Origin of the sequence: Mucilaginibacter litoreus (assembly GCF_042676805.1) — a bacterium.
In the GTDB taxonomy this organism is placed as follows: Bacteria; Bacteroidota; Bacteroidia; order Sphingobacteriales; family Sphingobacteriaceae; genus Mucilaginibacter; species Mucilaginibacter litoreus.
The window spans coordinates 451355-477977 of sequence record NZ_JBHTHZ010000014.1; the positions used below are offsets into that span (position 1 = coordinate 451355).

At 43.0% G+C, this 26623-nt stretch carries 29 protein-coding genes and 1 tRNA gene; 16 read left to right on the forward strand and 14 right to left on the reverse strand.

Features of this window, described 5'->3' with window-relative positions; translation table 11 throughout:
• Nucleotides 1–4: 4 nt before the first annotated feature.
• Nucleotides 5–1276, reverse strand: coding sequence for an aminotransferase class I/II-fold pyridoxal phosphate-dependent enzyme (locus ACFQZX_RS17775; protein ID WP_377117921.1), 1272 nt, complete (start codon nt 1274–1276; stop codon nt 5–7).
• Nucleotides 1277–1698: 422 nt separating this feature from the next.
• Between ACFQZX_RS17775 and ACFQZX_RS17780 the strand changes: the two genes are divergently transcribed.
• Complete coding sequence (locus tag ACFQZX_RS17780) at nt 1699–2613, forward strand: ArdC family protein (protein ID WP_377117923.1); 915 nt, start codon at nt 1699–1701, stop codon at nt 2611–2613.
• A 129-nt stretch (nt 2614–2742) separates the two neighbouring features.
• Here the strand turns inward: ACFQZX_RS17780 and ACFQZX_RS17785 are convergent, their stop codons facing one another.
• The 4 genes from ACFQZX_RS17785 to ACFQZX_RS17800 all read right to left on the reverse strand — a co-directional run bounded on the left by ACFQZX_RS17785 (nt 2743) and on the right by ACFQZX_RS17800 (nt 4033).
• A complete protein-coding gene (locus ACFQZX_RS17785; RefSeq protein ID WP_377117925.1) occupies nt 2743–2925 on the reverse strand; it encodes a histone H1 in 183 nt (60 codons plus the stop codon).
• A gap of 16 nt (nt 2926–2941) precedes the next feature.
• The gene (locus tag ACFQZX_RS17790) at nt 2942–3136 is read right to left on the reverse strand and encodes a hypothetical protein (protein ID WP_377117927.1); all 195 of its coding nucleotides are present in this window, start codon (nt 3134–3136) and stop codon (nt 2942–2944) included.
• A gap of 115 nt (nt 3137–3251) precedes the next feature.
• Nucleotides 3252–3542 (reverse strand): hypothetical protein, encoded by a 291-nt coding sequence (locus tag ACFQZX_RS17795; RefSeq protein WP_377117929.1) that lies wholly within the window; start codon nt 3540–3542, stop codon nt 3252–3254.
• Nucleotides 3543–3766: 224 nt separating this feature from the next.
• Complete coding sequence (locus ACFQZX_RS17800) at nt 3767–4033, reverse strand: hypothetical protein (RefSeq protein ID WP_377117931.1); 267 nt, start codon at nt 4031–4033, stop codon at nt 3767–3769.
• Nucleotides 4034–4350: 317 nt separating this feature from the next.
• Here ACFQZX_RS17800 and ACFQZX_RS17805 point away from each other — a divergent pair, with 317 nt between their 5' ends.
• The 6 genes from ACFQZX_RS17805 (at nt 4351) to ACFQZX_RS17830 (ending at nt 11326) form a co-directional block, all read left to right on the forward strand.
• A complete protein-coding gene (locus tag ACFQZX_RS17805; RefSeq protein ID WP_377117933.1) occupies nt 4351–4653 on the forward strand; it encodes a hypothetical protein in 303 nt (100 codons plus the stop codon).
• 267 nt (nt 4654–4920) lie between these two features.
• Complete coding sequence (locus tag ACFQZX_RS17810) at nt 4921–5718, forward strand: toprim domain-containing protein (RefSeq protein WP_377117935.1); 798 nt, start codon at nt 4921–4923, stop codon at nt 5716–5718.
• A 179-nt stretch (nt 5719–5897) separates the two neighbouring features.
• The gene (locus ACFQZX_RS17815) at nt 5898–6287 is read left to right on the forward strand and encodes a plasmid mobilization protein (protein WP_377118619.1); all 390 of its coding nucleotides are present in this window, start codon (nt 5898–5900) and stop codon (nt 6285–6287) included.
• Nucleotides 6275–7582, forward strand: a complete 1308-nt coding sequence (locus ACFQZX_RS17820) for a relaxase/mobilization nuclease domain-containing protein (protein WP_377117937.1) — start codon at nt 6275–6277, stop codon at nt 7580–7582. The genes ACFQZX_RS17815 and ACFQZX_RS17820 overlap by 13 nt, the downstream gene beginning before the upstream one ends.
• Nucleotides 7583–7610: 28 nt before the next feature.
• Nucleotides 7611–9587, forward strand: a complete 1977-nt coding sequence (gene mobC, locus ACFQZX_RS17825; RefSeq protein WP_377117939.1) for a conjugal transfer protein MobC — start codon at nt 7611–7613, stop codon at nt 9585–9587.
• Between the two features lie 128 nt (nt 9588–9715).
• Nucleotides 9716–11326: a ParB/Srx family N-terminal domain-containing protein gene (locus tag ACFQZX_RS17830; protein WP_377117941.1), complete on the forward strand. Its 1611-nt coding sequence runs from the start codon at nt 9716–9718 to the stop codon at nt 11324–11326.
• Nucleotides 11327–11337: 11 nt separating this feature from the next.
• On the opposite strand, the gene ACFQZX_RS17835 is transcribed toward ACFQZX_RS17830, so the two are convergent.
• The 4 genes from ACFQZX_RS17835 to ACFQZX_RS17850 all read right to left on the reverse strand — a co-directional run bounded on the left by ACFQZX_RS17835 (nt 11338) and on the right by ACFQZX_RS17850 (nt 14823).
• On the reverse strand, nt 11338–12252 hold the full coding sequence (locus tag ACFQZX_RS17835; protein ID WP_377117943.1) for a hypothetical protein: 915 nt from the start codon (nt 12250–12252) through the stop codon (nt 11338–11340).
• A 2-nt stretch (nt 12253–12254) separates the two neighbouring features.
• The gene (locus ACFQZX_RS17840) at nt 12255–13382 is read right to left on the reverse strand and encodes a hypothetical protein (RefSeq protein ID WP_377117945.1); all 1128 of its coding nucleotides are present in this window, start codon (nt 13380–13382) and stop codon (nt 12255–12257) included.
• A 5-nt stretch (nt 13383–13387) separates the two neighbouring features.
• Nucleotides 13388–14281 (reverse strand): DNA adenine methylase, encoded by an 894-nt coding sequence (locus ACFQZX_RS17845; RefSeq protein ID WP_377117947.1) that lies wholly within the window; start codon nt 14279–14281, stop codon nt 13388–13390.
• Nucleotides 14282–14613: 332 nt separating this feature from the next.
• On the reverse strand, nt 14614–14823 hold the full coding sequence (locus tag ACFQZX_RS17850; RefSeq protein WP_377117949.1) for a hypothetical protein: 210 nt from the start codon (nt 14821–14823) through the stop codon (nt 14614–14616).
• Between the two features lie 539 nt (nt 14824–15362).
• Here ACFQZX_RS17850 and ACFQZX_RS17855 point away from each other — a divergent pair.
• Nucleotides 15363–16979: a recombinase family protein gene (locus tag ACFQZX_RS17855; RefSeq protein WP_377118621.1), complete on the forward strand. Its 1617-nt coding sequence runs from the start codon at nt 15363–15365 to the stop codon at nt 16977–16979.
• On the opposite strand, the gene ACFQZX_RS17860 is transcribed toward ACFQZX_RS17855, so the two are convergent.
• Nucleotides 16935–17011: transfer RNA gene (locus tag ACFQZX_RS17860), tRNA-Met, on the reverse strand. The genes ACFQZX_RS17855 and ACFQZX_RS17860 overlap by 45 nt on opposite strands.
• Before the next feature lie 147 nt (nt 17012–17158).
• On the opposite strand from ACFQZX_RS17860, the gene era reads away from it, so the two are divergent.
• From era to ACFQZX_RS17875, 3 genes are all read left to right on the forward strand, one after another.
• Nucleotides 17159–18034, forward strand: a complete 876-nt coding sequence (gene era / locus ACFQZX_RS17865) for a GTPase Era (RefSeq protein WP_377117951.1) — start codon at nt 17159–17161, stop codon at nt 18032–18034.
• A 127-nt stretch (nt 18035–18161) separates the two neighbouring features.
• Nucleotides 18162–19463 (forward strand): ribosome biogenesis GTPase Der, encoded by a 1302-nt coding sequence (der, locus tag ACFQZX_RS17870; RefSeq protein ID WP_377117952.1) that lies wholly within the window; start codon nt 18162–18164, stop codon nt 19461–19463.
• Nucleotides 19464–19537: 74 nt separating this feature from the next.
• The gene (locus ACFQZX_RS17875) at nt 19538–20023 is read left to right on the forward strand and encodes a hypothetical protein (RefSeq protein WP_377117954.1); all 486 of its coding nucleotides are present in this window, start codon (nt 19538–19540) and stop codon (nt 20021–20023) included.
• A gap of 65 nt (nt 20024–20088) precedes the next feature.
• Here the strand turns inward: ACFQZX_RS17875 and ACFQZX_RS17880 are convergent, their stop codons facing one another.
• From ACFQZX_RS17880 to ACFQZX_RS17890, 3 genes are read right to left on the reverse strand one after another with little or no spacing between them, the layout of a single operon-like run.
• A complete protein-coding gene (locus ACFQZX_RS17880; RefSeq protein ID WP_377117956.1) occupies nt 20089–20304 on the reverse strand; it encodes a hypothetical protein in 216 nt (71 codons plus the stop codon).
• 41 nt (nt 20305–20345) lie between these two features.
• The gene (locus tag ACFQZX_RS17885; protein ID WP_377117958.1) at nt 20346–20750 is read right to left on the reverse strand and encodes a hypothetical protein; all 405 of its coding nucleotides are present in this window, start codon (nt 20748–20750) and stop codon (nt 20346–20348) included.
• 14 nt (nt 20751–20764) lie between these two features.
• Nucleotides 20765–21337 carry an RNA polymerase sigma factor gene (locus ACFQZX_RS17890; protein WP_377117960.1) on the reverse strand — a complete coding sequence of 191 codons (573 nt, stop codon included), beginning with the start codon at nt 21335–21337 and terminating at the stop codon, nt 20765–20767.
• A gap of 263 nt (nt 21338–21600) precedes the next feature.
• Here ACFQZX_RS17890 and ACFQZX_RS17895 point away from each other — a divergent pair, with 263 nt between their 5' ends.
• The 4 genes from ACFQZX_RS17895 (at nt 21601) to ACFQZX_RS17910 (ending at nt 24144) form a co-directional block, all read left to right on the forward strand.
• Nucleotides 21601–21966 (forward strand): CoA-binding protein, encoded by a 366-nt coding sequence (locus ACFQZX_RS17895; protein WP_377117962.1) that lies wholly within the window; start codon nt 21601–21603, stop codon nt 21964–21966.
• Nucleotides 21967–22074: 108 nt separating this feature from the next.
• Nucleotides 22075–22845: an HNH endonuclease gene (locus ACFQZX_RS17900; protein ID WP_377117964.1), complete on the forward strand. Its 771-nt coding sequence runs from the start codon at nt 22075–22077 to the stop codon at nt 22843–22845.
• Between the two features lie 50 nt (nt 22846–22895).
• Nucleotides 22896–23192, forward strand: a complete 297-nt coding sequence (locus ACFQZX_RS17905) for a hypothetical protein (RefSeq protein WP_377117966.1) — start codon at nt 22896–22898, stop codon at nt 23190–23192.
• A gap of 121 nt (nt 23193–23313) precedes the next feature.
• Complete coding sequence (locus ACFQZX_RS17910) at nt 23314–24144, forward strand: N-acetylmuramoyl-L-alanine amidase (protein WP_377117968.1); 831 nt, start codon at nt 23314–23316, stop codon at nt 24142–24144.
• 83 nt (nt 24145–24227) lie between these two features.
• Here ACFQZX_RS17910 and ACFQZX_RS17915 read toward each other — a convergent pair whose 3' ends face one another.
• Nucleotides 24228–25886: a glutamine--tRNA ligase/YqeY domain fusion protein gene (locus ACFQZX_RS17915; protein ID WP_377117970.1), complete on the reverse strand. Its 1659-nt coding sequence runs from the start codon at nt 25884–25886 to the stop codon at nt 24228–24230.
• 311 nt (nt 25887–26197) lie between these two features.
• Here ACFQZX_RS17915 and ACFQZX_RS17920 point away from each other — a divergent pair, with 311 nt between their 5' ends.
• The gene (locus ACFQZX_RS17920) at nt 26198–26620 is read left to right on the forward strand and encodes a cobalamin B12-binding domain-containing protein (RefSeq protein ID WP_377117972.1); all 423 of its coding nucleotides are present in this window, start codon (nt 26198–26200) and stop codon (nt 26618–26620) included.
• Nucleotides 26621–26623 lie beyond the last annotated feature (3 nt).

Sequence of the window (26623 nt, forward strand, 5' to 3'; positions counted from 1 at the left end):
TTCCCTAATTGGTATGGGAAATATGCAATTTTTGGTTTACATAATCAAATGCGTTCAGTGCCTTATCCAGATGTTCACGGGTATGTGTGGCCATCAGACTGGTTCTGATCCGGGCGTTTTTCCTGGAGACACCGGGATACACGATGGCATTAGTATAAACACCCGCCTCTAAAAGCAACCGGGCAACATCCCCCGTTTTATGTGCATCACCAATTTTTACAGGAATAATGGCTGACTCTGTGATGCCGATATTCAGTCCCATATCTAATAATCCTTTTTTATAATACTGCACATTAGCATCCAGCATTTGCCGCCATTGCGGCTCCTCATCAATTAAATCAAGCGCTTTGAGTAAGCACGCAGAGGCAGGTGTAGAGGTTGAAGAAAACACCTGTTGTCTTGATTGAAATTTCAGGTAATTGATCATCTTAGGATTGGCCACCACAAAGCCGCCGATATGCCCAAAAGCTTTGCTCAATGTTCCGGAAATCAGGTCAACTTTGTCCAAAAGATTATATTTTTCAATGGCTCCCCGGCCGGTAGCACCAAGTACGCCAATACCATGGGCATCATCTACCATTAGGAAAGCACCGTATTGCTTCGTCAATTTATAGATTTCATCCATGTGCGCCAGATCGCCGTCCTGGGAATAGACGCCATCAATGACAACGATGCGGGTAAGGTATTTTTCCCGTACTTCTTTCAGCGCACGCTCCAGCATTTCCAAGTTGTTATGCGGGAACATTTTAGTATTGGTGTTCTTGCAGCCTTCATACACACTGGCATGCACGGCCATATCCACAATTGCCACATCTGTCTTATTCAAAAGCGCAAGTAAGGTCGCACTATTTGCCGTGTAGCCTGTTGTATAGATAATAGTTGAATCCGGTGTGCGGCCGAAGAAGGCCGATATCTTATGTTCTAATTTTTCATGGTATTCATGATGCCCACCAATCAGTGGCGATGCGCCTGCACCGGTACCGTATTTGCGGATACCTTCGATCGCTGCTTCTTTAACTTTAGGATGTTGCGTAAAATTCAGGTAATCGTTAGAAACCAGGCTTACACACTTTTTTGGTTCTTTATTAAATGGTGAAGTTACCCACATCTCCGGGCTGCAACCGTTCGTGGTCATGAACCGGTAGTTCATATGACCATTTTCCAGCATGTAGTCAGTAAACTCATAAAAAAGTTCCGCACGCTCAAAAGCGTTCATGTTTGGAATCTCCTCAAAATCTTTGAAGCTGGCTTTGGCAAAATTGACTGGCGTATCCATATTACTTCTTTTTAGAGTAAGTTATTTAAATTTCTCCAATTGGTGAAATTTAAATAGTAAATTTTTATGAAATTATTTACCTATCGTTCAGCAAGGTAGTCCGCTTAAATTAACGCTAATTCATTGCCATTAAAGCCCTTAATTTTTAGTAATTGTCCTGCTGATGCTAGGAGTCAGCTTTCTACGATTCGAGAAGACTAATAATAAATAAGTAAGCATTAATCATTTGCAGCAAAGTTCGCCCGTCAGTCCGCAAACGGGATTTCTATTATTTTTTTCAACGGCATTCAAGGTAGTATCGGAAAAATGGGTATCCCTATCGGGAGCCTCCGCATTTTTCCGATCTCCACCTTGCCCTTATTGCGCCCTGCAGGCGGAGTAGCCGCCATAATTAATTTTTTACTCATTTAAAATTTTAGGTTATGGAAACTTACAAGAATTTCAAAGACACTTATCAGGAAGTAACTGACGCAGTAATTGAGCAACTGAAAAAAGGCAATATAGTCTGGCGTTGCAGCTGGAACGAAACAGGCTTTCCTACCAATGTAACAACCGGAGTCAGCTACCGTGGCTGGAATGTTTTCTGGCTCAATTTTCACACCATGTTGAAAGGTTATCAAACGCCGCGCTATATCACCTTCAAGCAAGCACAGCATTTAGGAGGAACGATCCGCAAAGGGGAAAGCGGAGTGAAAATTGTTTACTGGGCCAGCATCAAAACAGGAACGGCTGAAGATGTAGCCGGTGACCCCTTGTCTATAGATGAGGCTAGTGTAAGATCCAGGATGGTTCCTAAAGTCTATACGGTATTTAATGTAGAGCAGACTGAGGGTGTTGAGTTTCCGGAGGTGCTCGGATCAAATCACACCACCATCGGAAAAATTGAAGCGTGTGAAGAGGTGATCCGAAATATGCCTAACCCGCCTGCGCTGAACCTTCAGGGACAGTATCCGGTATACTATCCGTTAAGGGATGAGGTGTCGGTTCCGGACAAGCAAAACTTCAACTCCTGTGAAGAGTATTACTGTGCTTTGTATCACGAGTTGGCCCATAGTACCGGACACCAAAAACGACTTGGACGGAAGGAAATCATAGAACCTAATAAATTTGGCAGCGAGCCTTATTCAAGGGAGGAACTTACGGCAGAACTTACCGCAGCGTTTCTCTGTGGAATTACCGGTGTCGGGCAGCAGACCTTGGAAAATAGTGCCGCTTATCTGCAAGGTTGGCTGAAAGCACTTAAAAATGATAAATCACTGATCCTGAAAGCTGCAGGACAAGCACAGAAAGCCGCCGATTACATCCTAAATGTGCAATACGAACAACGCACTACTTAAACCAAAGCCCTTCGGGGCTTTTTTATATTCTATATTGAAGCAGCTAAATGCTTATAACGCATTAATGTCTGCCAGCCTTTTTGTGGACCAGAAATTAAAGAAGGCCCACCGTTGAGGCAGGCCCTAGCCTTATGCCTTGGCGGCATTCTTTGTTTCCGTAACATCCTTACGCAAGTCCGTTGCCAGCACTTTGATCTGCTGCAAGGCATTGCGCAAACGTGTTCCGGCTGCATTGTTGTGTTTTTCGTAGAAGGCAGTTCCTTCTTTCTCCGCTGTCTCTACCAGCGCTTTCAGTTCGGCTAATTTTTCCATAAATAAACTTCTTTCTTTAAGATGACGCCGGTGCGCCATATAGTTCAAATATAGAAATATTATATTTCAGCAATACCAATCCCTGCGATATGCAACCGGTGATGCCATCTGTTAAAGATATTGCCGTTTGCTGAAGATTTACCGGTCCTGCTACATGACTGCTGAGGCGACCAGGCCAGTCCATCAGAATGCCAGCGCGATGCGCCCGCATCCTTCTTCACGAGTTAAGATGAAAGCAAGAGCACTGCTTCGCGCGCACTTGCTTTTTTGTGTAAGTGGTGAGCCTAGAAATGAGCGTCGTCGATATCTACAACCAGGCCAATCACTTACTTAACGCTCAGACTTTTAATTTTTTCACTAAGTTCGGTAAGGCCTGCTTTTTTCAAACATTCTTCTGCCAACTCCTTCAGTTCAGCTGCTGCTTCCTGGGGAAGCATCTTTAGCAGGCTTCCCGTCTGGTTTTCAGCATCGGGATTCAGGCTATTATCGATTACGTTATTTAGTAATAAAATCGTTTTTCGGTTTATTTTCAGATCAACTTTCACGGCCTCATTCATTCCCGGGCTGCACATTAAGGTTTCATAAACCTTCTCCATTACATTCGTTGCCATATCCATATTATTAAGTTTTTAATCCTGTAAAGGTAGGCGGCTGCCTGGAAACGATCCTCATCAAAATATAGCGGGGAATAAACATATTACCTTTGACCTATACAAGGTCATTAAAGCTTAGCAAATTATATTTACCTATCATTGATCCTGTCGAGAAGTTATACTGATCCCGTAATGGAAAGAAAGCGGACAGCCAGCCTTTGGCAACAAACACATCATCAATGCTGTCCTTAATCTAACTTTGTCTGGCCAGAGGCAAGCCGCAACTGCTGATTAAGCACAACATAATGATCGTACATTTTACAAAGCATTTCGAAACTGTTAAAGTATCGCTGAATGCTTTCTTCAGGTAGCTTAGCCTGATTAGAAACATTAAGGGGTGTCAGCTTCTCATAACCATGCTGTGCTACAATTTGGTCCATAGCAGAGAAAAATCGCTCGCTGACCTTTTGAAACTCTTTAAAGTCTATTTTTGGATGTGAATCTTGTGTATCCATTACCTAAAGTTTACTGTTTTTAAAATTACAAATCATTTGTTGAAGACATGACTTGCCTGAATTATGTTATCAGCAAAACTGGTGAATCTTTAACAGTATATATTCGTAAGCTAATTTCGTAATCAATGTGTATATTAAATGCTGGCCGCGTCAGCCAAAATTGTTCTAAGGTTCATTATCCTACTGTAACCATAAAACTTAAATCTCAGATAAAACAAGCGGACGTTTGCTGACTGATGCCGTTCAAAACTAAAGATAAAATAATCGCTGCATAAATAGAACTCATAACTTAAATTTACAATATTCAAAACCGTCTTATGCCCTACAAGAAAAACTTACCACTCATTACTTATACCGATTTTCTGGCCAGGGTAGCGCTGGAAACACACTTCACAAGCGCTAAGGGCAGGAGGTATGAAATCCAAGGCATTATAGATGAGGTGTTAATCATTGTCCGGCTGGACGCGAATACGGATTTTGAATGGGATATTGATCTGAAGAAACTTTATCAGGCTTATACCGAACTTGATGATTTTGCTACTGAAAACTTTCGCCCTTATGTCCCCCGGAGACATGCACCTGCACGAGGTCTACTGCTGCGTCTCGGCCTGATAGCCTGATCTGATTCTCCTGCGAGAGCGCTTTTAGCAGATTTGTTTTTAGACTATAGATACCGATCCTCATCAAAATATAGCGGGCATCGTTTTTAACCTTTTGCTGTGTTTACTTTCGTGCTATACTGAAGGTTGAACTTGATTTGGTGGGATATGGAATTCAGCAACACAGGTCTCTCGTTGGAAGAGATCAGGAAACTTGATATGGTCGATTACTTAGCCAGACTCGGCTACCAGCCGGAGCGGGTCAAACGGGATGTGGATTACTGGTATTTGTCGCCTTTACGTTCAGAAGGTGAAGCCAGTTTTAAAGTGAACAGGCACCTGAACAGGTGGTATGATCACGGGTTAGGAGAAGGCGGCAATCTCATTGACTTCGGTCTCTTATATTATAACTGTACCGTGCGGGAATTGATGGAGAGATTTGGTCCTGATTTTACCGTTCAACAGCACGCCGGAATATCTTTTCATCAGCCGGATAAGCACCCCGAAACGGAAAGCAGAATCCAGGTGCAAACTGTGCGTCCCTTGTTTGCTTATCCGCTCATTCATTACCTGCATGAAAGGCACATTCCGCTCTCCGTTGCAGAGCAATATTGCAGTGAGATCAGATACGAACTGGACGGCCGGAATTATTATGGGATCGGCTTTAAAAATGATGCCGGTGGCTACGAAATCCGCAATGCTTTTTTCAAATGCAGCAGCGCTCCAAAGGACATTACCCACATCGGAAAGGACGGCAGCGAACTGCACATATTCGAAGGCTTTTTCGACTTCCTTTCCTTCCGGACACTTTACCCAAAAGAACAGCATAAGGACGATGATATTTTGGTGCTTAACGGCGCAGCCATGTTTGAACGGGCACGTCCGATGATGGCCCGTTATCCTGTCAAAAAGCTTTGGCTGGATCATGATACGACCGGCGAAGCTTATACCAAATATGCACTTTCCTTAAATGAAGGCTTCCAGGATCAGAGCAGCTTGTACAGCCAGCACAAGGATTTGAATGAGTGGCTGAGCGGTAAAGGCGCCGTGCCCAAAAAGCAGATGAAGCAGCGCCTGGACGGATAACAGAGGCTTTTTATAACTATAGGTTTCAGGGCCAAAAGCTGGAGGAAGATTGCCTCCTCCGCAATCGGCCAGATGTCCGGTTGTTTAACAACAACCGTATCTGGCCGCCCCCTCCGAAGTCGGGGGCGGTTTGGAAAGTGCTGAATTCGTAAACGATTTAATGGTGAAGGAGATGAGTGATGGAACAGGAGAATACCAAAAGAAGCCGCATTATCGGCCTGCGGCTGACGACCGGTGAATATGACGGTTTGGAGAAAGAATGGAAGAAAAGCAATTGCCGTAAGCTGAGCGATTACGTTCGTCGGCTGATCTTCGGTAAGCCATTAGTCAGTTCTTACCGCAACCGTTCCATGGATGAGCTGATGGCTGAACTCATCGTTTTGCGCAAAGAACTGAATGCGATCGGCAACAACTTTAATCAGGCCGTGCACCGCTTGCATACGCTGGATCATCTGCCGCAAATGCAGCATTGGTTGGTCGGATTTGAGCGTGACAAACACCTGCTTTCTGACCAGATGGAAGCTATCAAAATAGTCATTAAAAAAATGGGCGGGCAATGGTTGCAGTGATCAAAACCGGGCATTCCATTTTGCGCCTGTTGAACTATAATGAGAACAAGGTGAAGGAAGGTGTTGCCGTCTGTATCGGCGCCGAAAATTATCCGATGGAAGCGGCAGATCTATCCTTCCAGCAGAAGTTGGCTAGGCTGGTGAATCAGGCGGCGCTAAATGAAAATGTGACCCGTAACAGTGTGCACATTTCATTGAATTTTGATCCGTCGGAAAACCATGCTGAGGAACGGTTAAGAGAGATAGCCGATGCTTATATGAAAGGTATTGGCTTTGATGATTTGCCTTACCTGATGTACCAGCATTTCGATGCCGGGCATCCGCATATTCATATTGTTTCGGTAAAAGTAAGAGCGGACGGCAGCCGGGTAAATACGCAAAACATTGGCCGCAATGAATCGGAAAGAATACGTAAAGAAATTGAGCAGAAATTTAGCTTGGTCAAAGCGGAAGACAGCCAGCGGCAAGAGGCTTTCCGGCTCAAACCGGTCAATGCCGCAAGAGTGCAGTACGGCCGTTCGGAAACGAAACGGGCGATTGGTAACGTACTGGAAACGGTGCTGCCGCATTACAAGTTTGCTTCGCTGCCTGAATTGAATGCAATACTGCAGCAGTATAATGTAGTAGCAGACCGGGGAAGTGAAAGTTCACGGGTTTTTCAGCATCATGGTCTGGTTTACCGGGTGCTTGATGAAGCCGGTAACAAGGTAGGTGTACCCATTAAGGCCAGTGACTTTTACAATAAGCCTACCCTTAAATTATTGGAGCAGCGCTTCGGCTTGAACATGACAGCCAAGGAACCTCATCGGGCAAGGATTAAAAATGCAATAGATAGGGCCTTGCTGCATGGCCGTACAAATTTAAAGGGCTTGGTAGCCGCGCTGAAAATGGAGGGCATTGATACGGTCATCAGGCAGAATGAGGCCGGCTTGATCTATGGGATCACCTTTATTGACCATCGTACCAAAGTAGTATTTAATGGTAGTGCCCTTGGAAAAACATACAGTGCCAAAGCGATCCTGGAACGGTGTTCAGCACGGCAGGCCGGTGAGGAAAAAACGAAAGCATTGGTGCCGGGTCAGGTAACGGATGACAGGGCAGATCCGCAGGATAAGCAGGCGGTTGAACCCGGTGTGAAAAAAGGGGCTGCAAGTGGGGACACAGCTACAGGCCTGCCCGGCCTAATGAATCTGGCAGATGCGTTGCTGCAGCCGGAAGACCAGTCGGAGCGGATGGACTGGCAGCTATCACGGAGTAAGAAGAAAAAGAAGCGGCCGCGTATTGAGCCGTCTTAGGAATGAACGATTAAAAAAGGGAGGAAAGATGCAGACAGGAGAAAACGATCAGGCCATGCGCAAGATCCTGGACATGACCAGGCTGATCAGTTTGGTGGTTTTGATTTTACATTTTTACAAGGAGTGCTATGCGGCATTTGCAGGGTGGCATTTCGTGTCAACCCTGACCGACCGCCTGCTGGAGAATATCATACGGACAGGCCTGTTCAGCAACTTTTACAAAGCGAAGCTGATCGCGTTAGGGTTTCTGATGATCGCGCTGATCGGTGTACAGGGTAAAAAAGACGAAAAGCAGACCTTCAAGACGGCTAGTATTTACCTGCTGACTGGCTTGGTATTCTATTTTATCAGTGGCTTAGTGTTGCTGGTCAAACTGGAGGTATCAGTCGTAGCGCTTTTGTATATGGCCATTACTACCCTGGGCTATATGCTGTTTTTAAGTGGCGGCACCATGCTGTCCCGCATTATCCGGGACAAGCTCAAAGACGACATCTTCAACACCGAAAATCAAACCTTCCCACAGGAGGAACGGCTGATTGAAAATGAATATTCCATCAACCTGCCGGCCCGGTACAAGCTCAAAGGGAAAGTGCGCAACTCTTGGATCAATTATATCAACATGTTTCGGGCGTTGCTGGTACTGGGTTCACCCGGCTCCGGTAAGAGTTACTTCATTATTCGGCATGTGATCACCCAGCACATCAAGAAGGGATTTGCGATGTTCGTGTATGACTTTAAGATGCCGGATCTTTCTGTCATTGCTTATAATACCTGGCTGAACAACAAGGATAAATACAAGGTGGAACCGAAATTCTATTCCATTAACTTTGATGACCTTTCTCATAGCCATCGCTGTAACCCGCTGGATCCGTCAGCCATGCTTGACATTACCGACGCGGTAGAATCGGCGCGTACCATCTTATTAGGGCTGAACCGGGAGTGGATCAAAAAGCAAGGAGATTTCTTCGTGGAAAGCCCCATCAACTTTTTAACGGCCATCATTTGGTATCTCCGGAAATATAAGGACGGCGAATTTTGTACGCTGCCCCACGTGATTGAACTGATGCAAGTGGAGTACGACGACCTGTTTACTATTCTACGTACTCAAAAAGAAATTGAAGTACTGATCAATCCTTTTGTCAGTGCTTACCTCCGTGACGCGGTAGAACAACTGGAGGGGCAGATCGCATCGGCGAAGATCACGATGGCCCGGATTGCTTCACCACAGCTCTACTATGTGTTGTCAGGTAACGACTTCACGCTGGACATCAATAATCCCGCTGCACCCAAGATCGTTTGCATGGGCAACAACCCGCAGAAGATTCAAATTTATGGAGCTGTACTATCGCTGTTTACCAATCGGTTGTTGAAAAATATCAATCAAAAAGGCAAGCTGAAATGCAGCTTGGTGTTCGATGAGTTTCCCACCTTGACCACGGACATTATCCCGACCATTGCTACCGGCAGAAGTAACCTAATCAGTACCTGCCTGGGCATACAGGATGCCAGCCAGTTGCGGAAGGATTATGGCAAGGAACAAGCCGACGTCATCATGAATATCGTTGGTAACATTGCTGCAGGTCAGGTCTCCGGTGATACGGCGAAACAAATCTCAGAGCGGGTTGGTAAGATCATGCAGGATCGCGAGAGCTTATCCATTAATAGGTCTGATACGTCAATCAGTAAATCAAAACAGTTGGAAGCAGCAGTGCCGCCGTCGCGGATCTCTTCGTTAAGCTCTGGTGAGTTTGTAGGTATGGTAGCTGATAACCCGGACTGTAAGATTGAGTTGAAAGCCTTTCACTCCGAAATTATCAACGACCATGACGCGCTTAAAAAAGAGATTGACGGGTATAAAGAAATACCGTTGGTTCGCAAGCTGGACAATGCTATTGTTCAGCGAAACTATATAGAGATCAAGCAGGACGTACAGCGGATCATTCAGTTGGAAATGGAACGGTTGCTGAGCGATCCTGCATTGATGCATTTGGTTATAAAAAAATAGATGCTAATCACGTAAGAACATTTGCGCTGTACTCACAGGAATAAATTCATGATTTTCTATATTTTTATTTGTATAAATATTTAATATAAAGAATATTGTGCACATTTATTCTCACTATTATACAATTAATGAAATCCTACACCTTCAAAACACTTTCAGTCAATGACCTTCAGGTTGATCTAAAAAATCCAAGACTTCCCCAAAGCCGAGCGTTTATTGATCCCACATCAGTAATGGATTATCTTCAAGAGCGTGAGAACATTTTGGAAGTTGCTGAATCAATTGCTGAAAACGGCATATTTCCAAGTGAACCTTTAATTGCGGTTGAGGAAGATGGAATACATAGTGTGATTGAAGGAAATAGGAGGCTAGTTGCTATGAAACTTCTAGCTAATCCGAGTCTTGCTATTAAACACCAAAACAAATTCAAGGAAGCTTCAACAAATGCTGATCTTTCTGAACTGTCTGATTTAAATGTTATCGTTTATAACGACCGATTGGCCGCAGCGCCAGTACTGATTAAGCGCCACACAAATGATCCAGCCAAACTTAGGCCTTGGGAAATGATCATGAAAGCGCATTATACAACCAGTTTTATGACGGCGGGAAAAACATTACCGGAAGTCGCAAATGCTTTATCAATTGAGGTCTCTTCCCTTAGAAGTGATTTAGAAACATTGCAACTGTATAATCTTGCACTCGCATTGCCATTTGAACCCACTATAAAGGAAAAAATCGCAGATGAAAATAAATTTACTTTAAGTAATCTAGTTCGCGCGATTGCTTCCAGTACAGGCGCTGGTCTATTCAAATTAGAATTTAATGATGCAGATGGTAAAGCATACCTATCTTATGATAAAAAGGAATTTCTAAGGCCGTTTGCAAAGCTGATTCTAGATATTGTAAGCGAAGATTTTAATTCGAGGATAGCGAATACTGCTGTTGAGATAGAAACGTATTTTAATAGCTATAACGAAAAGTTCAAACCTAATCAGTCTTTGATTGTAAAGGAAAGTATTGGAGATGTTATTGCTTACACAACAACGTTGAAAAGCCTTGATGATATTTATACTGTAGCACCACCTCCCCCCGCACCTCCAACTCCTGCCCCTGGTACTACACCAACTCCGAATCCCGCACCCAAACCAACACCCACACCTAGTCCTGCACCACCATCTCCAGTTCCAGGAACGCCGCCTGCGCCACCACCTGCTCCTGCGCCAACTCCTACGCCGAAACCCAAGCCTAAGCCAAAGGCGAGAAAGCGAACGTCAATTATATTTCAAGATGTAACCGTTGTTCGAAACTTTTCAAAGCAGAGAGTGACTGTCATAGTAACTGAGCTGAAGAAAATTGATGCTGACAGATTCAAAAATTCTGCGGGTGTTCTTTTAAGGACACTATTAGACATCATCACACATGAATTTATCAAGAGCCATGGAGAAGACGTAGTAATGGAATCTGAAGCTCAGGCAAAATTAAAGCCTGGTCAAAAACTACGGGATTACTGGACGCCGGAATTGTTTGCAATGCTAAATCGGATAGCCGGTGGGGGAAAGAAATTTGGATTGCCCTCCACTGCGATGAGTGCTTTAAATAAACACCTTACTATGAAGGGGCCTCACAATGTTCTCTTCTTGCTTAACGAAATCGTTCATAACCCAGATTTCATCTTTACGAAACAGGATTTACTTGACATTTATGATAAATTGGAACCTTATATAAAAGAAGTGTTGTAAAGGGAATAGCTTTAATTCAATGCTTCTGCGCCCAATAACCAAGATTTGATGTCATTCATTAAATCCACTGGTAGGCTTTCGGGCAAGTAGTCTAAAATTCTGAATCGATCAAAAACCAAGCCTGCTTCGTTTGCTCTGGGCCGCCAAATTTCCTTGGGGAAATATTGTGCGCAAAAGAACATTCTTATAGGAGTGAGTACGGGATGCATTGAAAACCATGTTTTCATAAAAGCATCCACATTCAATTCCGATAAACGATCCGACCACGAAGTTCCCGTTTTGCATTGACCAAAAGCTATAATCTGAGAGGGCTGTTTGTCGGTAAATCCTTTCCAAAGTATAACATCGATATTATCGTCCTGTGGCTGATAGCCAGCGTTATTGTGCGGCTCGCCCCCTTCTCCAATTCTTTTTGTCAACTCCTTTAATTTGGTTCTAAAACCTCCAGCTTGAGCTTTACTGGTTCCTAGAATATCTGCTTCGGCATTAGTACCAAAAAACTGTTTTGCTACTTCAGCAGAAAGGCGTTCAAATAACTGTGTACCGTCAAGTCCATTCTGCACTTTATGGTTGGTCATGTTCAACCTTGTACTCAATAATAAAAATCGGTATATCCAATTATGCTGGTCGTCATTCCTTTCGTAGTTAATTGAATAACCTAAGTTGGCTGCATAATACGGGTATCGCTCTCTAGAAATTACCTTTCGCTTTTTAATTTCCATTGCAATTTCATCTGCCTTATCATTAAAGCGATCCGTCGAGTCTTCAATTCCACTTACAATCGTTTCATCAGAAACCATCATAGGTCGCTTAACCAAATTATATAAAGAAATTTGGCCGCTTTTCAGAGCTAGATATTCTGCATAATCAGCCCATTCTTGTGTTGAGCTTCGCAATGTCGGAATCTGATCGGGAAGTTTAAACATAATCAGTCTTCGCTAAACAAGCGTTTTTTTGTACCCGCATTTTCTTGCAAAGATTTCCATTTCTGTTCCATCCCGTCATATAATTCGTCGGCAATGTTAGCTACTGACGAAGCTAATTTAAGCAACGATTCGTCTTTCCCGTCGAAGCCCTCCGTTTGATAAGACTGAGCTTTTTGTAAGGCCCGTTTCGCTTCCAGCAGGCTCTGCTCAAAAGTTTCATCTTTAGGTTGGCTAATGTCATAAGCTACAATTAGAGGCACACCATCTCTAAGGGCATAAGTTGCTTCTTTATTTTTAACGATAGCTTCTAGTCGTCGTAAATCGGGATTTTGTGATTGAATCACCGGTTCCATTTGACTGCTTGCGCTCCCAAATAACCACAGTAGTAATTCTCCTAAGTTATCCTGTTTATCTTCGGGAACCGGATTGCTAACTTCTTCAGATACATCTTTAATGCCTATGAAATCTCTAATTCCCTCATATGATAATCCTGTATAGAGATGGGAAAAATAAAGTCGTGGTGCATTGATGTCAGCTCTGTCAAATTTCCCAACTCGCTCTGCTTGTTCAATGACCTGTAGGCCTTGATACAGTTTCTGAACTGTCTTATGTGTATCACCAATTTGAGACGCAATTTGCTCTAATGAAATTTGGTATTCATTCTTTATTAAAGAAATATACTGTGCTTTAGCATAGCTTCCCCATTTTGCCGGACCATTTATATGTTTGAAGCCAATAAATTTCCAGGCATCTTTACGAGCACCAACCACTATTACCGGCACAGTTCTCAAGGAAGCTTTTATTTCCTCAGGCACCATTAAGGCGTTTTTATTAATACCAATATAATCGGCCAAGGATGGGTCAAGAATGCATTTTATGGCGGCTAACCTTCGATTACCTTCGATTACTATTAGCTTATCATTCTCAGCAGTAGCGATAAGAGGTTCATGTTCGAAGAAGCCACTCGCTTTAATTGAAAGAACTATTTCTTCAACGCCCATTGCATTCCATAATATCTGGACGATATCACGTTCAGATAGGTTGTGACCAGCGCTAAATTCAGCTATCCTAGGGTTTTCAGGATCAAAATGTAGATCCCTTGGGTCAATTTCCGTGATTGTTTGATTCATGGGATTTAAAAAAGCACTAACTCACTATTTCTGCTATTGACCTTAATCTCATTACCGATTATTAAATCAGGTGAGAACACTAATAGTTCACTACCAAACTTCTTACTCTGCAGAGTGTAATTAAGATTGAAAGAAGACATTCTGTATCCTCTATACATTTCAATGATTTGTGGAACATTATCGTAGGAAATGAGCCATCTAACATCAATAAGATTTTCTACCGCAGCTGCTAACGTTTGATGATTAAAGTGATCGTAATTATTTAAATATAATAATTTTCCTTTATTGTAATAGGGGGGATCGAGATAAATAAACAAATCGTTTACTTGAGGGTGAAATTCGTTTATATTTCTAATTATCCTAACTGCATCTTCATTTGTCAGCGTAATTTGGTCACGCGCAGCAGCTATCTTTTCAATTCTTCTGATTAGTTCCTCTTTATTGAAACGCACATCTATTAAATAGTTGCCATTTTGCTCTTGGCCTCCAATTGGCCCTGCTTTGTGAATTATTCCGGAACGGTTAGTGCGGTTTAAGAAAAACGTAGAAAATCCAAGATCTATTATATTGACATTTCTACCTTGAAGATAGATATTTTTTTGACGATGCCATTCATTGATATCGACGGTGACATCTCTTAAACGTTGAATAAATAGATCTGTGTGATTTAAAATAGAAAACCAAAATGCATATATGCTATAATCAGCATCGTTAATATGAATTTGATTAAATGTATTATCAAATAACAAATTAAGAGCAGCGCCAGCACCACCTGCATAAAGTTCGCAATAGGTACCACCAACCAATCCATTTTGTTGGGCAATATTTGATATAAACCCAGATAAACATGCTTTACCCCCGGGATATCTTAATGGACTATGATTTTTTGTGCTTCCCAAATGAGTTAAATTGAAAGTATGGCCAGCAAATATAACAATCTCATATTATTAAATTTCATGAGCAGGCAGCTGTTTTCGTTAAACAAACTAAATCGAAAAAGGGATCATCAAGTCTAATACACAACCGACTTTGTTCGGTTACCATCAAACTTTATGAACAAATAAGCACATATGAAATGCGTTTTGTTTTGTGAATGGGAGGGTAGGCGTAAATCAAAGAAGTAACCGAAAACTGTTTACTTACAACTTGTTTTCGAAATTGAAGGTTGACAAGCAGCCGTAGAAATTTCGCTCCTTATAGTTGTTCTTAATTTGGTTGGACTCAGATGGAACTACATCAAACGTTCAATCGTGTGGTTCCCATAAACCTCATTATAAATTTCGCCGACTTTCAAATTGTGGACGGCGTCAAGATCCTCTTCCTCATACCCGTTATCTTGAGAGAAAAAATCAATACCTACTTCCTGAGTTTTATCTGGATCGTAAGAGTTCAAAGCATACTCATCCCATGATCCCCACTTGCACAAAAACACTTTTTCCATAGCGTCAAATCTACTAAAACCTTGAAAGAATAACAATCACAAGATGCTGAAGAGAGTCAGGCGATTCTAATCCGCCACAAATTTCTACTGGCTAAAATTCGAAAAAGCTAATGTTCAAACTAAGGTGCCTTCCTGATATCAAGCCAATTTCTTTAATGCATTATGGAATACAAATTAAGTTGTACCCTGAATTGGACTTTACGTTGTGCAAGCTCTGCTATTATTTTGTCTACCGATTTCCATCGTGTCTAATTTAAACTTAATTAAGATGACGACAAGTGGCTTGAATGGTGAAGGGTGGCTAATGAAAGAAAAGAAGCAAAGTCCTCAACGAAAGGAGGACCTTACTATAGAGGAAGTAAGATCATGTAAAGCTTTTGCACAGCTCACGGACGAACAAGCTTTAGAAGTGATTTCGGCATTTAAGAATTTCACTGTGATTATGTTTAATTTTTTTCAGCGGAACCAACGTAAAGATATTTGATTTAAGAATTTATTTTCATAAATTGCAATAAGTCAGATACTTAACTCTAAATGTCATGTCCGAAAATTTGCTATTTAATTCCTTTGCCAAAGGCGCACAGCAGCTGACAAAGACAAAAGGCTCAAACTGCGTAATTTATACCCGTGTAAGCAGCAAAGAACAGGCTGACAAAAATTTAAGTCTTGAAACCCAGAAGAAGGCATGTAATCAATATGCCGAGAGGCAGGGGTTTAATATTCTTGCGGATTTTGGCGGCACCTATGAAAGCGCGCAAAATGATGAACGTAAAGAATTTACCGCTATGCTTTCCTATGTTAAAAAATCCAGAGCAAAGGTGTCACATATACTTGTTTACAGTTTGGAACGCTTTTCTCGTAATGATAATTCCATTTGGTTAAGTAACCAGTTAAGAAAACTCGGGATAGAGATTGTGTCAGTTACTCAGCCGATTGACACGTCTAACCCCTCTGGTCAGATGCAACAGAAGATGCTGTTCCTTTTTGGCGAGTTTGACAATCAGCTGCGTAAGCAGAAATGTGTGGCTGGTATGAAAGAAATGTTACTCCGTGGTAATTGGCCGACAAATCCACCTATGGGCTACGACAGTATCCGTATCAATGGTGAAAGACGAATTGTTGTCAATGAAAAAGGCAAACTTTTGAAGATGGCTTTTCATTGGAAGGCCGATGAAGGTTTATCTAATGAATCCATTCGCTTTCGCTTGCGCCAAAAGGGCTTAATGCTTCATAAGCAACGCATCTCAGAGATTTTTAAAAATCCTTTCTATTGCGGCTTGCTAACGCATAATATGTTAGAAGGCCGAGTAGTAAATGGAAATCAAGAGAAACTTGTTTCAAGAGATCTATTTCTTAGAGTCAACGGCATTATAGAGCAGCATGTACAGGGATATAAGGTATTAGAAGAAAACGACGCTATACCGCTTAAGCGGTTTCTTCATTGCCACACCTGTGGTAAATTATTGAGGGGTTACATAGTCAAGAAAAAAAACATTTACTATTATAAGTGCTGTACAGCCGGTTGCTGTAACAACAGAAGCGCCTCAGTGCTCAACGAGCGCTTCGCATCGATCCTAAATTATTTCAACTTAAACATATCTGCGGACGTCATCAATCTCCTCAAAACTCAGATGATAGCAACTTTCAACCAGTTAACGAAAGATCAACAGGATTCGGTTAAGCAACTTCAATTGCGAATAATCGAGCTTAATACCAAAATGGGCCGCCTGGAAGAGCGATTCATCGAGGAAGAGATTAACGCCGAACTTTACCATAAATACTATTCAAAATACTTGGAGGAAAAGAAGGAATTGGAGAGAGAAATGTACCAGGGATTAAATGAGGTGTCGAACCTTGATAAATGCATTGATTTAGCGGTCAATTTCGCGTCTAAAATGCGTTTAAAGTGGCTTTCTGGGGATTATGCAGTTAGGCAGCAAATCCAGTTTTTGTTGTTTCCTGAGGGTATTAACTATGATAGGAAAACGGACGGGTGTCGAACCAAAAGAATAAATAACGTCTTTTTGTATCTTGCTTATTTACAGCAAATTATGACTAAAAAGAAAAGAGGCATACCAGAATTAAATCTGAATTATGCCTCTTTGTCCTCTTGGGTAGCGGGAGCAGGACTCGAACCTACGACCTTCGGGTTATGAGCCCGACGAGCTACCAACTGCTCCATCCCGCACTATTGTTGTTGGTATATACATAACGGTCATAAACCCGAAATGTTTCTTCCAATTAGCAAAAAAGCAAATTTGCTCTCCGTTTTATTGGACTGCAAAGATATAATTCGTTTCTTTGCAGTCCAAAAATATTTTTAAATAATTTTTTTATGTCGCACAAGGCTGGTTTTGTAAGTATAATTGGTAAACCCAACGCGGGTAAGTCAACCCTTATGAATGCCTTGGTGGGCGAAAAGATGTCTATCATTACGCCAAAGGCGCAAACAACACGCCACCGTATATTAGGTATAGTAAATGATGAGGACTATCAGATCGTGTTTTCTGACACACCCGGTATTATTAAACCTCATTATGCCCTGCATGAAAGCATGATGCACCAGGTTGAAGGCTCCATTGTAGATGCCGACCTGATCTTGCTGGTTACCGATATCAAAGAGGAGTACGACGAAGAGGATGTGCTTAAAAAGCTGGAAAGGTCAACAGCGCCGCTGGCTATACTCATCAACAAGATAGACCTGAGCAACGAGGAAGAAGTTCGTGCGAAAGCGGCTTACTGGCAGGAAAAGCTGAATCCGAAAGCGGTGTTTGCCATATCTGCCCTGCATGATCATAATATTAAAGGCATATTTGAATTCGTATTAGAGAACCTGCCCGAGCATCCGCCATATTACGAAAAAGATGCGCTTACCGATCGTAACGATCGTTTTTTTGCATCTGAGATGATACGTGCGCAGGTATTTAAGCAATACAAAAAAGAGATACCCTACAGCACGGAGGTTATTGTTACGGCGTTTAAAGAGGGCGAGAAGCTGCACCGCATAAGCGCCGAAATTATTGTTGAGCGCGAATCGCAAAAAAATATCATTATAGGCAATAAGGGCGAGATGCTAAAAATTGTAGGCACATATGCCCGCAAGGATATGGAAGACTTCTTCCAGCGTAAAATTTTCCTCGAAATGTTTGTTAAAGTAATACCCGACTGGCGCAGTAAAAAAAATTATCTTAAAAAATTCGGGTACGAATAAAGCTAACAGAATCAAGATGTAAGAATCAAGATTCAAGAAAATTAATACATAAATACAGAATTTAGGAGAAGTTCACGATTTTTGCGTCGTCTTGGTTCTTGGCTCTTAATTCTTGATTCTAATCACCATGAGTAATATAGTAGCAATAGTAGGCAGGCCCAACGTTGGCAAAAGTACCTTATATAACCGTTTAACCGAAAGCCGTAAAGCTATTGTAGACGATTTTAGCGGCGTGACCCGCGACAGGCATTATGGCACTTCCGAGTGGACCGACCATCAGTTCACGGTAGTTGATACGGGCGGTTATGTGGCTAACTCGGCAGATGTGTTTGAAACTGCCATTCGCGAGCAGGTGATGATTGCCATTGAAGAGGCGACCGTTATTTTGTTTGTGGTTGATGTAACTACAGGCATTACCGATCTGGACGATGAGATTGCTACCCTGCTGCGTAAAGGGAATAAGCCCGTTTTTGTTGTAGTAAATAAGGTTGATAATACCTCGCAGGTATCAGATGCTACCGAGTTTTATAGCCTGGGTTTAGGTGAGATCTATACTCTATCCTCCATGACGGGCTCCGGTACGGGTGAGCTACTGGACGAAGTGGTAAAACACTTTGAAGATGTTCCTTTAGAAGAGAACAACCGCCCAAAATACGCCATTGTTGGTCGCCCTAATGTTGGTAAGTCATCCATAATCAACGCTTTAATAGGTAAAGAGCGTAATATAGTTACGCCAATTGCAGGCACTACCCGCGACTCTATCCACATACATTACAACCAGTACGGGCATGATTTTATGCTGATAGATACCGCAGGCCTCCGCAAAAAAACCAAGGTAAAAGAGAACATCGAGTTTTACTCAGTAATGCGAACCATCAAGGCCCTGGAAGAGGCTGATGTGGTGATTTTAATGATTGATGCGGTGGAAGGCATCGAATCGCAGGATATCAATATTTTTCACCTGGCCGAGAAAAATAAAAAAGGCATTGTGATTGTTGTTAACAAATGGGACCTGATTGAAAAGAACAGCAAAACCGTTAAAGTTTTTGAAGAACAGATCCGCCAGAAGGTAGCACCATTTACAGATGTACCCATCGTATTCACATCAGTATTAGAAAAACAAAGGGTGCTTAAAGTTATTGACGTAGCTAATAAGGTTTACGAGAACAGAGCGCGTAAAATCCCAACTTCCAAATTGAACGAAGTAATGCTACCCATTATTGAAAACTATCCGCCACCATCCATTAAAGGTAAATACGTTAAGATAAAATACATTACGCAGATCGCGGGCGCTACACCAATGTTCGCTTTCTTTTGTAACCTGCCTCAATATATTAAGGATCCGTACTACCGGTTCATTGAAAACCAACTGCGCGAAAACTTTGAGTTTACCGGAGCGCCAATACAGGTTTGGTTCAGGCAGAAATAAACAAAAGAGCATCCGTGAAAGATGCTCTTTTTGTTTTGGCGAACACTAATAGGGGTTATGGCTGTTAGGAGTAAATGATAATTACCGAAAAACTTATAGCCTCGCTGCAGAGCGTACTTACCGGCGACCCCTGGTATGGGCCGGCCACTTATGACATCCTCAATCAGGTATCATTTGATGCTGCTTACGAAACTCCGCCCGGATCAATTCATAGCATCGCAGGTATTATGCTGCACATGCTTAGCTGGACGCACGAAGTGACTGAACGCCTGCATGGTAAAGAAGCAAGTGAACCTGCCGGTGGCGATTGGCCAAAGCCCGGACACCCGGATGAACACAAATGGCAGCAGCTTCAGAATGATTTTAAATTAGCTAATGTAACCCTTGAGGGCGTTATAAATGGTTTTCCGGCGGATAGATGGTCGCAGCTAACCAACGATCACCGCGATCCATCTCTTGGTAATGGTGTAACGTACGAGGCGCTTATAGAGGGCCTTATTCAACACCATATTTATCATAGCGGGCAAATAGCTTTATTAAACAGAATTGTAAGCGGATAAATCAGTCTGCGGTTGTGATTTGCATCTTAATACAGCCTGCCAATTGCATGCTGAAAACCGCCAACTCAATAAGGCAACTCCTCACATTCAAAACCAGCCATATTAAGGGCATGGCTAATGGTTTGTGGCTCCAGCCCGCTGCTTACCACCCGCAGGATATTGTCGCAATCTTCCAGGTCAAAATTATACTGCCTGATATCTTTCATGGCGGTAAGCAACAGTTCTACCCGGCTTGCCTCCTTCCGGCTTGCCACGCTTGTTTTAAAAACCAGCACATCCATATTGTTAAGTTTTGTGGTTGATGTAGGGGATAAGTATGATGTTATTCTGTTTTTGCTTCGTCTTGATGTGGCGCAGCTACAGGCTCTTCTTTAAATTCGTTTGCCCAGTCGGCCCGGCGCTTACCCCATCCGCAGCGATCCTGCCAGTGTTGTTTAAAGCGAAGCCGTTCCTCTGGCGACATATTCCTGAATTTTTCTTCCATCATGCGTTTACGTCGCATCCAGGGAGCTCCGCCACCCCGCGGGCCGCCCCCAAAACCAAACAGAATTTTACACAATATAAATATGCCCATGGCCTGCCAGAACGTTATAGTGCTTACATGCAGAATATCCGGTAAAAGGTTATTCCACAGCTGCATTACCACAAAGCTTACCAATGCCAACAGGGCGGCAATACCAAACGGTATCAGAAATTTAAAACGGTGACGGTTATTATATGTTCCCATTGTCTTTTTTGTCTTTAATATTCATTGATCTCTTTATACAATTGTTTAAGCCGCTTGCGAAGGTGCAGTACAGCATATCGCTTGCGTGATACCAGCGTGTTTACATTTTCGCCTGTCCGGCGTGCAATCTCCTCAAACGGGATATCATCAAGTTCCTGCCAGATAAATACCTGTCGCTGGTTTTCGGGCAGCTCATCAAGCGCTACAAAAAGCTGTTCCCAAAATAAGTTGCGTATGTATTGCGTTTCGGGCGTAGTGGCTTCTGTTAGCAATATGCTGGCAAAGTCAGGCGCTTCATCATCGTCCTCGCTGGTTGGTGTCAGGTCATCAAGCAGGCTTTCGGTATGTTTTTTATGCTTATCGATGATCTTATTGCGGGCAACGCGATACAGCCAGGCGCCGGTTTGCTCTATGGGGCCGGCATTTACAACGTTGCTGAACTGGTACCAAACATCCTGCAGAATGTCTTCGGCATCGGCATCGTTTTTTACCCGCTTGCGTATAAAACCTAACAGGCTTTTACCATACGACGCTATTGTTTGTATGATGTGGCTGTTTTTATCCTGAGGCATTATCGCGGCTTCCAATTGTATTGTTGTTTATAAAGATAAGGACGACTGCCATTGTAAAACATTTTAAACTTTTTTAATTTTTGTTGATAAGGCTTGTTTGTGTTGCCGGTTGCCCGTTGCGGGGTGCCGGATACGATGATTATTATATGTCCTGATCAATTTTGTGTGCCGGGATACTTCTGTACCTCATTCCCTGCAACCAACAACAGTAAACAGGCTCGCGCGCCACCCTCTCCCGCTTCCCAAAACTATCGCCCGCTTTTTCACGTTATACTGGTATGGCTGATAAAAAAACACTCATATTAGGCGCCACGCCCGACCCAAGCCGATACGCTTACCTTGCAGCAAACCGATTGGTGGGGCACGGGCACAGCATTGTTAACGTAGGCATCAAAACCGGGGAAGTAGCTGGTGTGCCCATAGAAAAGCCAGAAACGATCCATACCGATATTGACACCATAACATTGTACGTTGGACCGCAAAACCAGACCGCTCTGTATGACTATATCATAAAAACCAAGCCCCGCCGCATCATCTTTAACCCCGGGACCGAAAACTCAGAGCTTCGGCGAATGGCCCATGAAAACGGCATCAGTACAGATTATGCCTGTACGTTGGTATTGTTGAGTATAGGGCAGTATTGAGGAAGTAAAGTTGGAACTGCATTAAATCAGACCGTAAAAGATATACATGTAGGTAGTGTATTAACAGCTTTGTAAGTTCTTATTCTTTTGCAATATTAGCTGCTGAATATGAAGCCTGGTCAAACACTCTGGACAAAAGAAGAACTTTTACTTACTGTAAATCTTTACAGTAAAATACGGTTTGGCCAGATGCATGCAAGTAATAAAGATGTGCGAGAGTTGGCCGCAATAATTGGCCGTTCTCCATCGGCTGTTGCACGAAAACTCGGAAATTTTGCCAGTTTTGATCCAAAGCTGCAAGCTCGTGGAGTTAAAGGATTAGAGAATGTAAGCAAGTTAGACAAACAGATTTGGCAGGAGTATACTAACAATTGGGATGAATTATTTATAGAGAGTGAACAACTGCTTGCCCAAAAAAAGAATACTACGATTGAAGCATTAAATCCAACAGAACAATATGAGCAAGATGTTTTGTTGGGTCGTGAAGAATTAAGGCCTATACTCGTACGGTTGAATCAAACGGTGTTTCGAAAGATGGTGCTAAGCAACTTCAATTATAAATGTTGTATAACAGGAATAGACCAGCCAGAATTACTTATCGCAAGCCACATTTTACCATGGAGCGAAGATGCTGGCAATCGGCTTAATCCTCGCAATGGATTATCCTTAAATGCGTTGCACGATAAAGCGTTTGAACGTGGTTTGATAACAATTTCAGAAGATCTTAAAATCAAAGTATCATCAATCTTATTAAATAGTTCTGTGCCAAGTATCTGTGATAACTTTATTGCCTTTAATGGTAAGAATTTAATACAGCCCAAAAAGTTTTCTCCAGAAGCTGCTTTTTTGAGAAGGCATAATGATAAATTCAAACCCTGAATTCACTTATATCCGATTGACATATTTCATAATGCGGCTATTTTAGCCGTATGCCTAACATCAAATTTTCATACTTGTATCGTGATGCTTCTAATTATAAAAACCATAGTTTCATTATTCTCAATAATCCGACAAGCATTCCGTTAGTAGAAGCCGAAAAATTCATTCACCGAAAGCTGATTGATAGAGTGTGGTTATATGCAGATAAATGGCACATGCCCGACCTGCATTTTAATACCTGGGATAGCGAGCTTGACCACCCTTGGCATGAGTTTGATAGCGTCGAATTGACGAATGAAATAGGCGAATATGATTTGATGGGCTTTTTAAGAGCTATTATGGATTAATCATATTTTCTACTGGCTTATAAAAGGGATGTATCAAGGTATTAAATTGTAATTGACAAGAGTAAAAGCTAAGTGTTCTTCAACCCATACAAGGCACAAAAATTGCGTAGTTTAGCAGCTTATGAAAAAACTCTTACTGTTGCTGGCGCTGGGGGGTACAGCCATATTATCATCGTGCTCAAAAAAGGTAGTTTCGCCGTATGCATCGACCAACAAGATCTATACCGAGCATGCCGATACGCTTAGCCGTATGATCCTGGCGCAAACGCCTGCTACATTGGTAGACAGCGCTGGCCGGCCAATTCCATCAGAATTTATCGGGACGGTAAACTTCAACCTGCGTAAGCCAAACTATGTAGTTATTCATTATACCGCGCAGGATTCGGTGCAGCAAACCATACGCACCTTTACAATGGTTAAGCCGCAGGTCAGCGCTCATTATGTGATTGGCAAAGATGGCAAGGTGATACATATGCTGAACGATTATATGCGCTCCTGGCATGCCGGCGCAGGTAAATGGGGAAATGTTACAGATATGAACAGCAGCTCTATTGGTATCGAGATTGATAACAAAGGGAACGAGCCGTTCTCAACAGCCCAGATCAACAGCCTGCTGGCTTTATTGGCAAAGCTCAAGAAAGATTACAACATACCAACCGCTAATTTTATTGGACACAGCGATGTTGCCCCCGGCAGAAAAATAGACCCGGGGTTACGGTTTCCGTGGGAATTGTTAGCTCAAAAAGGCTTTGGTTATTACTCGGACATTATTATCGTTCCCGCGCCGGTTAATTTTGATTACGCTACGGCCTTGCGCCTGATAGGTTATGACACCAGCAACCTGCCTGCCGCTATCGGCGCTTTTAAACGACATTTTGTGCAACGCGAGGGTTCATCCCGGCTAACCCAGTTTGACCTGGATGTACTGTATAATGTTTATAAGAAATATTGAGATCGACGTTAATGGTTGTGAATTAGCAGTTTGTAAATGCGGTTAGCAATATTTTCAATGCTAACCGCATACTAATAACTGCACTATTTTTTCGCCCAGCTATCTTTTAGCGTCACCGTGCGGTTAAACACCAGTTTGTCTGGCGTCGAATTTTTATCCAGTGTAAAGTAGCCCTTGCGCATAAACTGTACAGGGGTGCCTGCAACAGCGTTCGCCAGATCAGGCTCTATATAGGCAGTTGATATGATTTGCAGGCTATCCGGGTTAATGTAATCTTTAAAGTCGCCTTCCTCATTACTTGGGTCTTCTACCTTAAACAGGCGGTCGTACAGGCGTATCTCGGCTGTTTTAGCGTGTTGCGCGCTTACCCAGTGGATGGTCCCTTTTACGTTGATACCACTGGTGTCGTTACCGCTTTTTGATTCGGGCAGGTAGCTGCAATGTATCTCCGTAATATTGCCTTCTGCGTCTTTGGTAAAGCTTTCGCCTTTGATGATGTAAGCATTTTTGAGGCGTACCATCAGGCCTACACCCAGGCGGAAGTACTTTTTAGTTGGCGCTTCCATAAAGTCGTCACGCTCAATCCATAACTCTTTGCTAAATGGAAACTCACGGCTGCCGTCGCCGCCTTCTGCTTCGGGGTTATTCTCGCCGCTAAAAGTTTCTGTTTGGCCATCGGGATAATTATCAATAATCAGTTTTACAGGGTCTAACACAGCCATTCGGCGCCATGCGGTTTTGTTCAGGTCCTCGCGGATACAGAACTCCAGTAAGCTCACATCAATCATGTTCTCGCGCTTGGCAACGCCTATACGCTCACAAAATTCGCGGATACTGGCCGGTGTGTAACCCCGGCGGCGCAATCCGCTGATAGTAGGCATGCGGGGGTCGTCCCACCCGTCAACATGTCCCTCTTCTACCAGTTGCAGCAGCTTGCGCTTGCTCATCACGGTATAGTTAAGGTTAAGGCGGGCAAATTCATATTGCTTGCTTGGGAAAATTTCCAGCTGCTCTATAAACCACTCATAAAGCTGGCGGTGGGGAACAAACTCAAGCGTGCATAAACTATGCGTGATTTCTTCTATCGCGTCGCTTTGGCCGTGGGCGAAATCGTACATGGGGTAAATACACCATTTGTCGCCTGTGCGGTGGTGATGCGCATGCTTGATGCGGTACATCAGCGGGTCGCGCAGGTGCATATTTGGCGATGCCAGATCTACTTTAGCGCGGAGTACTTTTTCGCCATCTGCATATTTACCGGCTTTCATATCGGCAAAAAGCTGCAGGTTCTCCTCTACGCTGCGATTTCGGTATTCGTTACCCGTGCCAGGCTCTGTAGGGGTGCCTTTCTGTGCGGCAATTTCTTCAGCTGTGCTATCGTCAACATAGGCAAGGCCTTTTTTTATCAGCTCAACAGCAAAATCGTAAAGTTTATCAAAATAATCGGAGGCGTAAAGCTCCTGTGCCCATTCAAAGCCCAGCCACTTTACATCTTCCTTGATGCTGTCAACATATTCAACATCCTCTTTTACGGGGTTGGTATCGTCAAAACGCAGGTTGGTTTTGCCGTTATATTTTTGCGCCAGCCCAAAGTTAAGGCATATAGATTTTGCGTGGCCAATATGCAGATAGCCATTAGGCTCCGGCGGAAAACGGGTTAACACCCTGCCGGCATGCTTGCCATTGGCTAAGTCTTCTTCAACAATTTCTTCTATAAAGTTAAGTGATCTTTCTTCGCTCATGATAATACTAAGAGGTGTAAAAGTACGCAGAATTATACATTTTTATACAAACCCGTCATTCCCAAACATAAATGTGTTTTAAAAAGGATTGCATGTAAGGCGCTCCCTGTTTGCCCTTGTTTTCCCCGGCAGCAGAACATGTACTGACAATGTCATGTCACCTGAAATTAAATGGCTCTGATTATTAGCAAATTACGCATGTTCACGGTGTTCACCTGTGTGTTCGTGAACACGCTGGTTGAGGCTTAGTGAATAAATTGGCCTCAGGTTTAAAAATTCCTACATTTACAGCAACCAATTTTCGGCTCACAATGAGTGATACCCAGTTTAACCGCCCAATACGCGTTTTAGTTGCCAAGGTTGGCCTGGACGGGCATGACCGTGGCGCTCGTATCATAGCCACTACCCTAAGGGACGCGGGTATGGAAGTAATTTATACAGGCCTGCGCCAAACGCCCGAAATGGTAGTGAACACCGCCCTGCAGGAAGATGTGGACGTTATTGGGATCAGCATACTATCCGGCGCACACATGACTGTTTTTCCAAAGGTGCTTGCCTTAATAAAAGAGAAACAGATGGATGATGTTTTAATTACCGGCGGGGGCATCATCCCGGCTGATGATATGGCCGAGCTGAAAAAAATGGGTGTGGGCGAGCTTTTTCCTCCCGGGACAAGTACCGCCCGGATTGTAGACTATATTACTAATTGGGTATACGCCCACCGTAATTTTTAAACT

Bases quoted from the DNA above. Each gene is read 5' to 3' on its own strand.
- ACFQZX_RS17775 (WP_377117921.1), bottom strand. From the start codon at position 1,276: ATGGATACGCCAGTCAATTTTGCCAAAGCCAGCTTCAAAGATTTTGAG.
- ACFQZX_RS17780 (WP_377117923.1), top strand. From the start codon at position 1,699: ATGGAAACTTACAAGAATTTCAAAGACACTTATCAGGAAGTAACTGAC.
- ACFQZX_RS17785 (WP_377117925.1), bottom strand. From the start codon at position 2,925: ATGGAAAAATTAGCCGAACTGAAAGCGCTGGTAGAGACAGCGGAGAAA.
- ACFQZX_RS17790 (WP_377117927.1), bottom strand. From the start codon at position 3,136: ATGCGGGCGCATCGCGCTGGCATTCTGATGGACTGGCCTGGTCGCCTC.
- ACFQZX_RS17795 (WP_377117929.1), bottom strand. From the start codon at position 3,542: ATGGATATGGCAACGAATGTAATGGAGAAGGTTTATGAAACCTTAATG.
- ACFQZX_RS17800 (WP_377117931.1), bottom strand. From the start codon at position 4,033: ATGGATACACAAGATTCACATCCAAAAATAGACTTTAAAGAGTTTCAA.
- ACFQZX_RS17805 (WP_377117933.1), top strand. From the start codon at position 4,351: ATGCCCTACAAGAAAAACTTACCACTCATTACTTATACCGATTTTCTG.
- ACFQZX_RS17815 (WP_377118619.1), top strand. From the start codon at position 5,898: ATGGAACAGGAGAATACCAAAAGAAGCCGCATTATCGGCCTGCGGCTG.
- ACFQZX_RS17820 (WP_377117937.1), top strand. From the start codon at position 6,275: ATGGTTGCAGTGATCAAAACCGGGCATTCCATTTTGCGCCTGTTGAAC.
- mobC (WP_377117939.1), top strand. From the start codon at position 7,611: ATGCAGACAGGAGAAAACGATCAGGCCATGCGCAAGATCCTGGACATG.
- ACFQZX_RS17830 (WP_377117941.1), top strand. From the start codon at position 9,716: ATGAAATCCTACACCTTCAAAACACTTTCAGTCAATGACCTTCAGGTT.
- ACFQZX_RS17835 (WP_377117943.1), bottom strand. From the start codon at position 12,252: ATGTTTAAACTTCCCGATCAGATTCCGACATTGCGAAGCTCAACACAA.
- ACFQZX_RS17840 (WP_377117945.1), bottom strand. From the start codon at position 13,382: ATGAATCAAACAATCACGGAAATTGACCCAAGGGATCTACATTTTGAT.
- ACFQZX_RS17850 (WP_377117949.1), bottom strand. From the start codon at position 14,823: ATGGAAAAAGTGTTTTTGTGCAAGTGGGGATCATGGGATGAGTATGCT.
- ACFQZX_RS17855 (WP_377118621.1), top strand. From the start codon at position 15,363: ATGTCCGAAAATTTGCTATTTAATTCCTTTGCCAAAGGCGCACAGCAG.
- era (WP_377117951.1), top strand. From the start codon at position 17,159: ATGTCGCACAAGGCTGGTTTTGTAAGTATAATTGGTAAACCCAACGCG.
- der (WP_377117952.1), top strand. From the start codon at position 18,162: ATGAGTAATATAGTAGCAATAGTAGGCAGGCCCAACGTTGGCAAAAGT.
- ACFQZX_RS17875 (WP_377117954.1), top strand. From the start codon at position 19,538: ATGATAATTACCGAAAAACTTATAGCCTCGCTGCAGAGCGTACTTACC.
- ACFQZX_RS17880 (WP_377117956.1), bottom strand. From the start codon at position 20,304: ATGGATGTGCTGGTTTTTAAAACAAGCGTGGCAAGCCGGAAGGAGGCA.
- ACFQZX_RS17885 (WP_377117958.1), bottom strand. From the start codon at position 20,750: ATGGGAACATATAATAACCGTCACCGTTTTAAATTTCTGATACCGTTT.
- ACFQZX_RS17895 (WP_377117962.1), top strand. From the start codon at position 21,601: ATGGCTGATAAAAAAACACTCATATTAGGCGCCACGCCCGACCCAAGC.
- ACFQZX_RS17900 (WP_377117964.1), top strand. From the start codon at position 22,075: ATGAAGCCTGGTCAAACACTCTGGACAAAAGAAGAACTTTTACTTACT.
- ACFQZX_RS17905 (WP_377117966.1), top strand. From the start codon at position 22,896: ATGCCTAACATCAAATTTTCATACTTGTATCGTGATGCTTCTAATTAT.
- ACFQZX_RS17910 (WP_377117968.1), top strand. From the start codon at position 23,314: ATGAAAAAACTCTTACTGTTGCTGGCGCTGGGGGGTACAGCCATATTA.
- ACFQZX_RS17915 (WP_377117970.1), bottom strand. From the start codon at position 25,886: ATGAGCGAAGAAAGATCACTTAACTTTATAGAAGAAATTGTTGAAGAA.
- ACFQZX_RS17920 (WP_377117972.1), top strand. From the start codon at position 26,198: ATGAGTGATACCCAGTTTAACCGCCCAATACGCGTTTTAGTTGCCAAG.